Source organism: Pseudomonas sp. NPDC086251 (assembly GCF_044746405.1).
Classification (GTDB): domain Bacteria; phylum Pseudomonadota; class Gammaproteobacteria; order Pseudomonadales; family Pseudomonadaceae; genus Aquipseudomonas.
In genome coordinates, this window is sequence record NZ_JBIVBY010000036.1 from 18,737 (window position 1) to 30,154 (window position 11,418).

Below are 11,418 nucleotides of genomic sequence, written 5' to 3' on the forward strand. Positions count from 1 at the left end.
GGTGTTGGTCATGCCGGCTGTTGAACGCTATGTTGTGCGCGCAGCCGTTCCGCGGCCTGGCGCAACAAGTCTTCCGTTCCGGTCCAGCCAAGGCAGCCATCGGTGACTGACACGCCGTAACGCAGCGATGGGCTCAGCGGTTGGCAACCTTCGAACAGATGACTCTCGATCATCATGCCGATCAACGATCGATCACCTTGCAGGCGCTGTTCAAGCACATCGTTGAATACCGCCGGTTGACGCAATGGGTCTTTGCCGCTGTTGGCGTGGCTGCAGTCGACCATGATTCGGGCCGGGATCTTCAGTTTGGTCAGGTCGCTGTGCACCTGGGCGACGCTGTCGCGGTCGTAGTTCGGCCCGCGATGGCCGCCGCGCAGTACCAGGTGAGTGTCGGCATTGCCCGGCGTTTGAATGATCGCGGGATGGCCCTGGCTATCGACACCGAAGTGACGATGGGGATGGGCGGCCGAGCGCATGGCGTCACTGGCGACGCCAACGCCGCCATCGGTGCCGTTCTTGAAACCGACCGGCATGCTCAGGCCGCTGGCCATTTCCCGGTGGATTTGCGATTCGGTGGTGCGGGCGCCAATGGCTACCCAGCTCAGCAGATCGTCGAAGTAGCCGGCGGCCATCGGTTGCAGCAGTTCGGTGGCAATCGGTAGCCCGAGTCGGAGCATTTCGCGCATCAGCTCACGGGACAAGGTCAGGCCGCCGGCCATGTCGTCGCTGCCATCGAGGTGCGGATCGTAGGCCAGGCCTTTCCAGCCAACCGTGGTACGGGGTTTTTCGACGTAGGCACGCATGACCAGCAACATCTCGTCGCTGACTTCGGCGGCCAGGCGGGCAAGGTTGCCGGCGTATTCAAGGGCCGATTGCGGATCGTGAATCGAGCACGGGCCGACGATGACCAGCAAACGGGCGTCTTCACCGTTGAGGATCGCGCGAACCGCTTGGCGGTGGGCGGCGACTTGCTGGTTGAGGGCGTTGCTCAGTGGCAGTTGCTGCTTGAGTTGCAATGAGCTGGGCAGGCGCAGGGTCAGCGCTTCATTGGCAGGGCTCAGGGTGGACAGCGGCAGAGCAGAGACGGACGAGTTCATATTCGGGCTTCCTGGGCTGGCGGCGGGTTCGTTCCCGCGCGCTCGGCCCTACTGGGGTGTTCGACAATTGGCCGGATTGGCTGCGTGTGTGTGCTTGCCACCTGTGGGTGACCGATCGGAGGCGGCAGGCTGTCCCGAGCGGAGGCTGGTAAATCGCCAGGCGGTAAAACTGTCGTGACGGTAATAAGTGGCGTAGTTCATGGGGTGAATCCTCAAATTGTCTGGTTGTTGCTGAAAAATGTTTGGGGCTGAAAAAACAAAACCCCCGGTCGGGAGGCCGACCGGGGGTTGAGAATTCTCTGGTGGCGACCCGTTTTATGTGGGCGCCGTGTGGGTATCAGGCGCGCCAGTGGCTAAACCAATACCCAAAATAAAAGCTGACCGGAGCACAAACGTCATTCACCCGGGCAGCCGCAACCGAGCGCAGGGCGCTGGCGGTACGAAGCTGTGAGAGGGCGTTGAACATGGTCTGTCTCCGATGGATGCGCCGAGCTTACTAGAGGCGGGTACACGGATTCAATCAGAAAATGCTATCGATCATCGCCGGTGTTTTCTATCGCTTGAGTGCGTCGCCGGGTGTGACACACTTGGTTTTTCGCCTACGTACACCGTCACAAGGACGAATCATGACGCCACTGACCCTCGCCGCCGCTCAATCGACCTCCATTGCCGGTGACCTGGCCGCCAACATCGCCTGGCATCAACGCTTCATCCAGGTGGCCGCTGAGCACGGCGTGCACTTGCTGGTGTTCCCGGAGCTGTCATTGACCGGCTACGAGCGCGGGCTCGCGGCCCAGTTGACCATTGCGCCGGACGCCTCCGTGCTGCAACCGCTGCGCGATGTTGCGCGGGAAGTCGGCGTGACGGCTGTCGTCGGGATGCCGATTCGTCTGTCGGACGATTCACCGGTATTGATTGGCGCACTGGTGTTGGGCGCCGACGGTTCGCTGGGGATCTACAGCAAACAACATTTGCACCCAGGCGAGGAGGTCGCGTTTGCACCAGGCACTGGCGGTTCGACGCTGACGATCGGCGCCGACACGGTTGCTTTGGCGGTGTGTGCGGATTTTTCTCACGCCAGTCATGCAGCTGCGGCGGCGCAGCAAGGCGCTGACCTTTATGCCGCAGGCGTACTGATCACGGAAAACGGCTACGCTGCGGATACGGCGTTGTTGCAAGGCTATGCCCATACGCACTCAATGGCGGTCTTGATGGCCAATCATGGCGGCGCAACGGGTGGCTGGGAGTCGGCGGGGCGCAGCGCGATCTGGGCGTCGGACGGTTCATTGATTGCCGCCGCACCGGGTACGGGCAATCTGATGGTCGTCGCTCGACGTAACACTGACGGCTGGAAAGGGCACATTGTGGAGGTTTCGCAGGGGTGATGGTCTTTGATTTACGCCCGGCGACATCTCGGGACCTCGATTTCGCGCGTGAGCTGACCCGCAACAACATGCTCCGCTATTACCTACAGCACGATCTGCTGTGGCAGGACGAAGGGTTCGATGTCGGCTGGGCCGGGCGCGAGAACTGGCTGATTGTGAGTGGCAGTACCGTGCTGGGCTTTTTCAGTCTGAGTCGTGACGCCAAAGCCCTGTACATCCGCGAACTGCACGTCCTCGAAGCGTTTCGAGGCCAGGGCGCAGGTTCCTGGGCTATCGATCAGGTATTGGCCATGACGGGGCGGGAAAGGCGTCCGGCATTGCGCTTGACGGTATTTGAAAACAACCCGGCGCGAGCGTTGTATGAGCGAAAGGGATTGAAGGTGGTCGGCATGGACGAGTGTTTCCTGAGAATGCAGCGCGATGTCGGCGACCGGCATCCCTGAAACACGCATACGCCAAGCCTTTCAAGAACTTTGAAACTTTTTATATGACGCTTGCCGCTAGGTCTGCCAGTCGCTTTTTGCTAAGGTGTCGGGCAACTGAATATGACCATATCGCGAGGTGTCTGCTTGATTAGGGTGCTAGTGGTCGATGACCATGATCTCGTTCGTACAGGCATTACACGAATGCTGGCTGACATCGATGGCCTGCAAGTAGTCGGCCAGGCCGAGTCAGGTGAAGAGTCCCTGCTCAAGGCGCGTGAATTGAAACCCGATGTGGTCCTGATGGACGTCAAGATGCCCGGCATCGGCGGTCTTGAAGCCACGCGCAAATTGTTGCGTAGCCATCCGGACATTAAAGTCGTCGCGGTCACCGTGTGCGAAGAAGATCCGTTTCCGACACGCCTGTTGCAGGCGGGGGCCGCCGGTTATCTGACCAAGGGGGCTGGACTTCCGGAAATGGTCCAGGCCATTCGCCTGGTATTTGCCGGGCAACGCTACATCAGCCCGCAAATTGCACAGCAACTGGCGATCAAATCCTTCCAGCCGACCAACGATTCGCCGTTCGATGCACTGTCGGAGCGGGAGATCCAGATCGCGCTGATGATTGTCGGCTGCCAGAAAGTCCAGATCATTTCCGACAAGCTTTGCCTGTCGCCAAAAAACGTGAACACTTACCGTTACCGCATTTTCGAAAAGCTTTCGATCAGCAGTGATGTCGAGCTGACGCTGTTGGCGGTTCGTCACGGCATGGTCGATGCCAGCCTCTGAAAATGACTGACACCTTCGATCCAAGCGCCTTTCTGTCGACGGTCAGCGGGCGTCCCGGTGTGTATCGCATGTTCGACAGCGAGGCACGCCTGCTCTACGTCGGCAAGGCCAAGAACCTCAAGAATCGCCTGTCGAGTTACTTCCGCAAATCCGGTCTGGCGCCCAAGACAGCGGCGCTGGTCGCGCGTATCGCTCAGGTCGAGACGACGATCACGGCCAATGAAACCGAAGCCTTGTTGCTTGAGCAGACGCTGATCAAGGAATGGCGTCCGCCCTACAACATCCTGCTGCGCGACGATAAATCCTATCCGTATGTCTTTCTCTCGGATGGCCCGTTTCCACGCCTGAGCATTCATCGCGGTGCGAAAAAGGCCAAGGGCAAATATTTCGGGCCCTATCCAAGCGCCGGTGCGATTCGCGAAAGCCTGAGCCTGCTGCAAAAGACCTTTTTCGTGCGTCAGTGCGAAGACAGTTATTACAAGAACCGCACGCGGCCGTGTCTGCAATACCAGATCAAACGCTGCAAGGCGCCGTGTGTCGGGCTGGTGGAGCCCGAGGTGTATGCCGAAGACGTGCGGCACTCGGTGATGTTTCTTGAGGGGCGCAGCAATGCGCTGACGGACGAGTTGTCCGCTGGCATGGAAGAGGCGGCGATCAACCTCGAGTTCGAGCGTGCGGCCGAGTTGCGCGACCAGATCTCGTTGCTGCGCCGGGTCCAGGATCAGCAGAGCATGGAAGGCGGGACGGGCGATGTCGACGTGATCGCGGCGTTCGTCAATCCGGGCGGCGCCTGCGTGCACTTGATCAGCGTGCGCGGCGGCCGGGTGCTGGGGAGCAAGAATTTCTTCCCGCAGGTGGGTATTGAAGAAGACGTTTCCGAAGTCATGGCGGCGTTTCTTGGCCAGTACTTCATCAGCAGTCCCGAACGCGACTTGCCGAGCGAGTTGATCGTCAACGTGGTTCACGAAGACTTCCCGACCCTTATTGCGGCCATCGATGAGCTGCGCGGTCGCGAACTGACCATCAGTCATCGGGTGCGCGGCACACGGGCGCGCTGGCAGCAATTGGCCGTCACCAATGCCGAGCAGGCGCTCGGTGCGCGCCTGGCCAACCGTCAACATGTTGCAGCACGTTTCGATGCCTTGGCCGAAGTGCTGAACCTGGACGAGCCGCCACAACGCCTGGAGTGCTACGACATCAGTCACTCCAGCGGCGAAGCGACCGTGGCGTCCTGCGTGGTGTTCGGCCCCGAAGGCCCGATCAAGTCCGACTACCGTCGCTACAACATTGAAGGCGTTACCCCGGGCGATGACTACGCCGCGATGCACCAGGCCCTGACCCGACGCTTCAGTAAACTGAAGGACGGGGAGGGCAAGCTACCGGATATTTTGCTGGTGGACGGTGGTAAAGGTCAGTTGTCCATGGCCCGCGACGTGCTCAATGAACTGGCAGTGCCCGACCTGATCTTGCTGGGCGTGGCCAAAGGTGCGACGCGCAAGGCCGGTTTCGAAACCTTGTACCTGAACGATGCTGCCCACGAATTCACCTTGCGCGGCGATTCTCCCGCGCTGCATTTGATCCAGCAGATACGCGACGAAGCCCACCGTTTCGCGATTACCGGGCACCGCGCGCGACGTGGCAAAACACGCCGCACGTCTACACTGGAGGGCGTGGCGGGCGTCGGACCGACGCGTCGACGCGATTTGTTGAAACATTTTGGTGGATTGCAGGAGCTGTCTCGTGCCAGCATCGAAGAGATCGCCAAAGCCCCCGGGATCAGTAAAAAGCTCGCAGAGTTGATTTATGCAAATCTGCACAGCGAGTAGAATGCCCCCTCACCTCGTAGCCAGTTGTGCCGATGAATATCCCTAATCTGATTACCGTTCTACGTGTCCTGCTCATTCCGATCTTCATTTTACTGTTCTACCTGCCGTACCAATGGAGCTACCTGGCGTCCGCCTCGGTCTTCGCATTTGCTGCCGCCACAGACTGGCTGGATGGGTACCTGGCCCGCCGTCTGGAACAAAGCACGCCGTTCGGGGCTTTTCTCGACCCGGTGGCTGACAAGCTGATGGTCGCCGTTGCGCTGGTGTTGCTGGTGCAAGAACACGGCAACCTGTGGCTGACGCTGCCGGCCGCGGTCATCATCGGTCGCGAGATTGTCGTCTCGGCACTGCGCGAGTGGATGGCCGAACTCGGCGCCCGAGCTCACGTCGCCGTGTCGAACCTGGGCAAGTGGAAAACCGCCGCGCAAATGCTCGCACTGGTGATCCTGTTGGCCAACCCGTCGGACTTCACCTTCTGGGTCCTGGTGGGTTACGCCTTGCTGATGGTGTCCGCCGGCCTGACGTTGTGGTCGATGGTCCAGTATCTACGGGCTGCCTGGCCGCATCTGAAGACCGATGTGGAAAAGAAATAAAACTTTTTTGAATCAAGGGGTTGACGGGGCTTCTGGATTCTATAGAATGCGCCTCACCAAGACGCGGGAATAGCTCAGTTGGTAGAGCACGACCTTGCCAAGGTCGGGGTCGCGAGTTCGAGTCTCGTTTCCCGCTCCAAGCATTAAAAAATGGATCTCTGAAAAGAGGTCCATTTTTTTCGTCCAAAGAAAAGTCTTTCTTTGGCTTTTGCCGCGCCCCTCCTGAAAACACTCATATCCAGCCCTAATGGGCCCATTTTCCAGTACATCAATCCGGTGTTCGGAAAATCGTTTTTTCCAAAGTGCCGTGCAGGTGAGCCTCAGTTGGTGACCAACAGTTCCGGGCCGAGGTAGTCGTTGATGTGGTCGATATCGTCGTCGCCCAGACTGCCCACCGAGGAGGCCAGGCGCAGGCGTGACATCAAGTAGCGCAGCTTGGCCTCGAACAGATCGTGGCGCGCAACGAAGAGCAGCTCTTCGGCATTGAGGACGTCCAGGTTGGTGCTGGTGCCTCCTTCCCTGAAGCCCTTGCGGGTTGAAGTCAGTGAGCGTTCGCTAGACGCCACGGCCTTCTCCAGCGCATGAATACGCGTGGCGCCACTCTCTACGCCACGGTACTCACGGGTGGTGCCGGTGATGACTTCCTGGCGCGTGGCGTCGAGTTCGTCCAGGGCCTTGTAGCTGTTGGCACTCGCCTGGCGTGTCAACGCGGTGGTGCCGCCACCGCTGTACAACGGGAAGTTGACTTCCAGCCCGATTGAGCCGTAGCGGTTACGTTGATTGAGCTCGGAGATGGATTGGCTCTGACCCGCGGTGTAGCCGGCGACGAAATCCAGTGTTGGCCAGTGGCCGGCCTTGGCACGCTTCACTTCTTCTTCGGCGAGGTCGCTGCTATGTCGGCGCGCATGGATCAGCGGGCTGTCGGTCTGGGCTTTGACCAACCAGTCCTGCAGGTTGCCCGGCAGCAGCGGGGGTGTATCGAAGCTCGGACGCAAGGTGGTCAGCGATTCGGGGGTTTCACCGATAAATTCTTCAAGCTTGCGACGCGCGTTGACCAGGCTGTCCTGCGCTTCGATCAGCTCCACCGCGGCGAGGTCGCGGCGAGCGGCCGACTCGTCGATGTCGGTGATGGTGCCATCCCCCAACTCCATGCGCCGCTTCGCCGAAGCGAGCTGCTCGTCGAAGGCGTTCAGTTTGGACTTGGCGAGGACGATGGTTTCGCTGGCCAGGAGCACGTCGAAATAGCTTTCAGCCAGGCGCACCGCAGCGTCCTGACTCTTGGCATCGAACACCGCGACGCTGTAGTCGGCACGCTGCTGGCCCTGGCGGTATTCGGCCATCTTCTGTTTGTTGAACAGCGGCTGGCGCAGGCGCACGTTAGCGCCCTTGGAGGTGTAGTCAAGATCTCTGTCGACGCCGCTCTGGCGTTGGGTGCCATTGACCTTGTTGTCGTAGGCCGAGGCATTGATTTGCGGTAGCAGGCCGGCCATGCCGATATCGCGGTTTTGCGCACCGGCCTCCTTTTCATGCACGGCGGCGCGATAGACGGGGCCTTGGTACTGCAACAGATCCCAGGCTTGTTTGAGGTCCATGGCGCTGGCCGGGAGGGTCAGCGCCAGCAGGCTGAAGAACAGGCAATGACGATCCATTTCATTGCTCCTTGAAGGCGCTGTCAACACGCTCAAGCATGGGTTTGAGAAGATAGCTGAGCAGGTTGCGCTCGCCCGTTTTGATGGTGACGCTGGCGGGCATGCCGGGACGAATGTGATTGCTGCCAAGCAGGCTCATGCCATCGGGCGTGACTTCTACCTGAGCCAGATAGAACGGTTGCTTGCTTTCCTCGTCGAGCAAGCGGTCGGCGGAGACGGTCTTCACGCGGCCAGGAATGTTGGGCGTCCGGGCATGGTTGAAGGCCGGGAAGGCGATGTCCACGGCCAGGCCGGGAACCATCTTGTCGATGGCCTGCACGGGAATCATTGCGTCGACCTGCAGCGGTTCGTTGTCCGGGACGATTTCCATGATCTTGAAGCCGGGCTGAATGATCCCGCCGATGGTCGCAATGCTCAGGGACTGGACCATGCCATCGATCGGCGACCGAATCACCGTGTGGGTCACTTCATAGTCCAGCGCACGCAGGCGGTCGGCCAGGGTGGTGTTTTCCTTGGCGGTGTCGGTGAGCTGCGATTCGACTTCCTTCAGGTAATCGTGCTGGCGCTGCAGGATGCGCAGCTTGATTTCGGTGGTCTGGCTACGCACGCGAGCGATGTTGTTGAGGTTCTCGGCCTGGCCGGCGGAGAGGTCGGCATTGCTGCGTTCCAGCTCAAGCAGACGGTTGCGCGGCACGTAGCCTTCGGCCGCCAGCACGCGGGTGCCTTTCAGTTCCTGGTTGAGGAAGTTGATCTGCGAGGCGCGCGCGCCATAGACCTGCTGCAGTCCGTTGAGCTGAACCGCCGACGCCGCGAGGTTTTCCTGCAGGATGCTGATTTCGCCCGCGAGACCGGCACGCCGGGTGTCCAGCAGGCGTTGTTGCAGATCCATGGCGGCCACCAGGCGGTAGTCATTCCCGAAGCGCTTGAGCAATTCGGGGTCGAAGTTCACCACCGCGCGGCCGTCACGTTCCGCTTCCAGGCGGTTTTCCACGGTCTTGCTGACGATGTACTGGGCGCTGACCGCACCCTGTTCAGCCGCAGCACGCAACGAGTCGAGGCGGACCACCTCCTGGCCTTTTTTCACGGCATCGCCTTCGCGAACAAGAATGGCTTCGACGGTGCCGCCGCTCAGATGCTGCACGGCTTTGCGATTGCTGGTGACTTTCACCGTGCCTGTCGCTACCACGCCGGCGTCCAGTGGCGCCAGCCAGGACCACAAGAGGAAGCCGCCTAAGCCGGCGAGCATCAGCAACATGCCCCAGCGCACGGGCTTACCGACGTCCAGATCCACCACGTTCCTGGAATCGGTGAGCATCATGTCGGTGTGTTGGCTCATTTGCATGATCGGTTACTCCCGTGCTTTGACGGAGGCCAGCGGAGTTGATGCGCCTGCAGGCATCACACTGGCCTTGCGCAGCGCTGCGAATACTTCGTCGCGAGTGCCGAGCATCTGCACGCCGCCGTCGCGCAGCATCAGCACCTTGTCGACGGCACAGAGCACATTGGGACGGTGGGAAATCAGAATCACGGTGGCGCCGCGGCTTTTGAGTTGAGCCAACGCATCGACCAAGGCCTTTTCACCGACGTCGTCGAGGTTGGCGTTCGGCTCATCCAGCACAATCAGATTGGGTTCGCCATACAGCGCGCGGGCCAAGGCGATGCGTTGCTTCTGGCCTCCGGAAAGCGGGCTGCCATCGGTGCCCAGGCGCGTCTCGTAACCCTGTGCCAAACGCAGGATCATCTCGTGCACGCCCGTCGCCCTGGCGGCACGGATGACCGCGTCGCTGTCCACTTCACCAAAGCGCGCAATGTTGTCGGCGATGGTGCCCTCGAACAGCTCCACATCCTGCGGCAGGTAACCGAGCCAAGGACCCAGTTCGCCCTTGTCCCAGGTGAATATGTCTGCGCCGTCCAGGCGCACCTTGCCGGCCTGTGCCGGCCAGACGCCAACCAACAGGCGGGCGAGGGTGGATTTGCCCGAGGCGGATGGACCGATAATGCCAAGGCTTTCCCCCGGCGAAAGGTTGAGGCTCACCCCACGCAGAATCGTGTTGCCGGTGCCGGGGGACCCGGCATACACATTTTCCACCGCCAACATGCCCAGCGGCCGCTGCAGCGACATGCTCGGCGGCCGGCGCGGATAGTCGTTGAGCATCTCGTTCAACCGGCCCCACGCCGAACGGCAACCCAGCAGTTGCTTCCACGACGCAATGACTTGTTCCACCGGGCCCAGCGCGCGGCCGGTGAGGATCGAGCAAGCAATCATCATCCCGGGGGTGATCTTGCCTTCGATCGCCAGCAGCGCGCCGGCACCGAGGATCAGCGACTGCAACGTGATACGCACGAAGCGCCCGGTGCTGCTGATCAGGGCGGCACGGTCGGAGGCCAGGGTCTGCATTTCCAGGATGCGCAAATGGCTTTGGTACCAGCGCTTGCCGATCGAGGGCAGCATGCCCATGGCCTCGATGACCTCGGCGTTACGCAAGTTGTTGTTGGCGTAGGTGGCGGAGGAGAGGGCGGCCTGATTGGCTTCGGCCAGCGGCTTTTGTGTGGCCTTCTCGGTGAGATAAGCCAGGCCCACCAGAATCAGCGAACCGATCAGCGTGACCAGTCCCAGCAGCGGGTGGATCAGATAGGCGACCAGCAGGTAGATCGGCGTCCATGGCGCATCAAAGAACGCGAACAGGCCATTGCCGGTGAGGAACTGGCGCACCTGTGCAAGATCCTGCAGGGCCTGGGCCGGATTACCCCCGGCGCGGCTCAGGTTGCGCTCGAAGGCTGCGGTGAAGATGCGTCGATTGAGGTCCATGTCGAGGCAGTTGCCGACCCTGATCAGCACGCGGGTGCGGAACATTTCCAGTGTGGCCATCAGCAGGAACAGGCCTATCACCAGAATGGTCAGCATCGTCAATGTTGTGACGTTGCGACTGACCAGGGCCCGATCATAGACCTGCAGCATATAAATGGCTGGCGTCAACATCATGACGTTTATCACGCCGCTGAACCCGGCGAGCGAGTAAAAACTTTGGCGGAGTCGAAAAAGCGCGTCGGCCAGCTCGGATCGGGTACTCGATTGTTTGTGCATTTGGGTGACCCCTCCTCGAAAAGCCGTGTGCCCTTGCGGCGCAACAACTAACAAAAGCAGTTCCGCAGGCAGCTTGTTGATGAGCAGGTTGGTCGCTCTAGGGGCGCATCACCTGCCAATCACTGCGTTGCTTCCATAGCCAGCAGCGTAGGTGGGGTCGAAACAATCTGAAATAACATTTCGCTCTAATATCGCAATGAACTATCTATAAGTCTTTTAAAAACAGCTAGTTGTGAGATCTATTACCAATTGTCTATTTTGCGTGCCGTAAAATTGACAATTTTTCGCTCTGCAACTTTAGTCTCAATCATTGAGGGAGACGCGCGCCTCAAGCTTGTCAACTTTTTGGCAACGCCAGGCGTGATGATTTTCCCGATGGAGCGCACATGTCGATGATTTCGCTATTCCGCAGAGTGAAGGGGATGTTCCAGACGTTCGCCTTTTCTTCAAGTGTCCACGGCCCACCCAGGGCTCGGGTTCGCTCTGCCTGATCGCTCTGCGAACCCGTCTTCACGAATTCCAGGCGCGCATCCCGGAGGGGCCGTGTAACGGCTCTGCCTTCCCGTGCCAGC

Annotated in this window: 9 protein-coding genes and 1 tRNA gene; 6 read left to right on the plus strand and 4 right to left on the minus strand. The window is 60.1% G+C overall.

The window, feature by feature from the left end:
* Positions 1–8: 8 nt before the first annotated feature.
* Positions 9–1,097 (minus strand): 3-deoxy-7-phosphoheptulonate synthase, encoded by a 1,089-nt coding sequence (locus tag ACIPL2_RS29590; RefSeq protein ID WP_401362734.1) that lies wholly within the window; start codon positions 1,095–1,097, stop codon positions 9–11.
* A gap of 626 nt (positions 1,098–1,723) precedes the next feature.
* On the opposite strand from ACIPL2_RS29590, the gene ACIPL2_RS29595 reads away from it, so the two are divergent.
* From ACIPL2_RS29595 to ACIPL2_RS29620, 6 genes are all read left to right on the plus strand, one after another.
* Positions 1,724–2,482 carry a carbon-nitrogen hydrolase family protein gene (locus ACIPL2_RS29595; RefSeq protein ID WP_401362737.1) on the plus strand — a complete coding sequence of 253 codons (759 nt, stop codon included), beginning with the start codon at positions 1,724–1,726 and terminating at the stop codon, positions 2,480–2,482.
* A complete protein-coding gene (locus tag ACIPL2_RS29600) occupies positions 2,482–2,925 on the plus strand; it encodes a GNAT family N-acetyltransferase (RefSeq protein WP_401362740.1) in 444 nt (147 codons plus the stop codon). The genes ACIPL2_RS29595 and ACIPL2_RS29600 overlap by 1 nt, the downstream gene beginning before the upstream one ends.
* A gap of 126 nt (positions 2,926–3,051) precedes the next feature.
* On the plus strand, positions 3,052–3,693 hold the full coding sequence (uvrY, locus tag ACIPL2_RS29605) for a UvrY/SirA/GacA family response regulator transcription factor (protein ID WP_401362743.1): 642 nt from the start codon (positions 3,052–3,054) through the stop codon (positions 3,691–3,693).
* A 2-nt stretch (positions 3,694–3,695) separates the two neighbouring features.
* Positions 3,696–5,519: an excinuclease ABC subunit UvrC gene (gene uvrC, locus ACIPL2_RS29610; protein ID WP_401362745.1), complete on the plus strand. Its 1,824-nt coding sequence runs from the start codon at positions 3,696–3,698 to the stop codon at positions 5,517–5,519.
* Positions 5,520–5,551: 32 nt separating this feature from the next.
* The gene (gene pgsA / locus ACIPL2_RS29615; RefSeq protein WP_401362748.1) at positions 5,552–6,112 is read left to right on the plus strand and encodes a CDP-diacylglycerol--glycerol-3-phosphate 3-phosphatidyltransferase; all 561 of its coding nucleotides are present in this window, start codon (positions 5,552–5,554) and stop codon (positions 6,110–6,112) included.
* A gap of 63 nt (positions 6,113–6,175) precedes the next feature.
* Positions 6,176–6,251 (plus strand) — tRNA-Gly (locus ACIPL2_RS29620).
* A 181-nt stretch (positions 6,252–6,432) separates the two neighbouring features.
* On the opposite strand, the gene ACIPL2_RS29625 is transcribed toward ACIPL2_RS29620, so the two are convergent.
* From ACIPL2_RS29625 to ACIPL2_RS29635, 3 genes are read right to left on the minus strand one after another with little or no spacing between them, the layout of a single operon-like run.
* Positions 6,433–7,761 carry a TolC family outer membrane protein gene (locus ACIPL2_RS29625; RefSeq protein ID WP_401362751.1) on the minus strand — a complete coding sequence of 443 codons (1,329 nt, stop codon included), beginning with the start codon at positions 7,759–7,761 and terminating at the stop codon, positions 6,433–6,435.
* A gap of 1 nt (position 7,762) precedes the next feature.
* Complete coding sequence (locus ACIPL2_RS29630) at positions 7,763–9,103, minus strand: HlyD family type I secretion periplasmic adaptor subunit (protein ID WP_401362754.1); 1,341 nt, start codon at positions 9,101–9,103, stop codon at positions 7,763–7,765.
* 6 nt (positions 9,104–9,109) lie between these two features.
* Positions 9,110–10,846, minus strand: a complete 1,737-nt coding sequence (locus ACIPL2_RS29635; protein WP_401362757.1) for a type I secretion system permease/ATPase — start codon at positions 10,844–10,846, stop codon at positions 9,110–9,112.
* Positions 10,847–11,418: the final 572 nt, after the last annotated feature.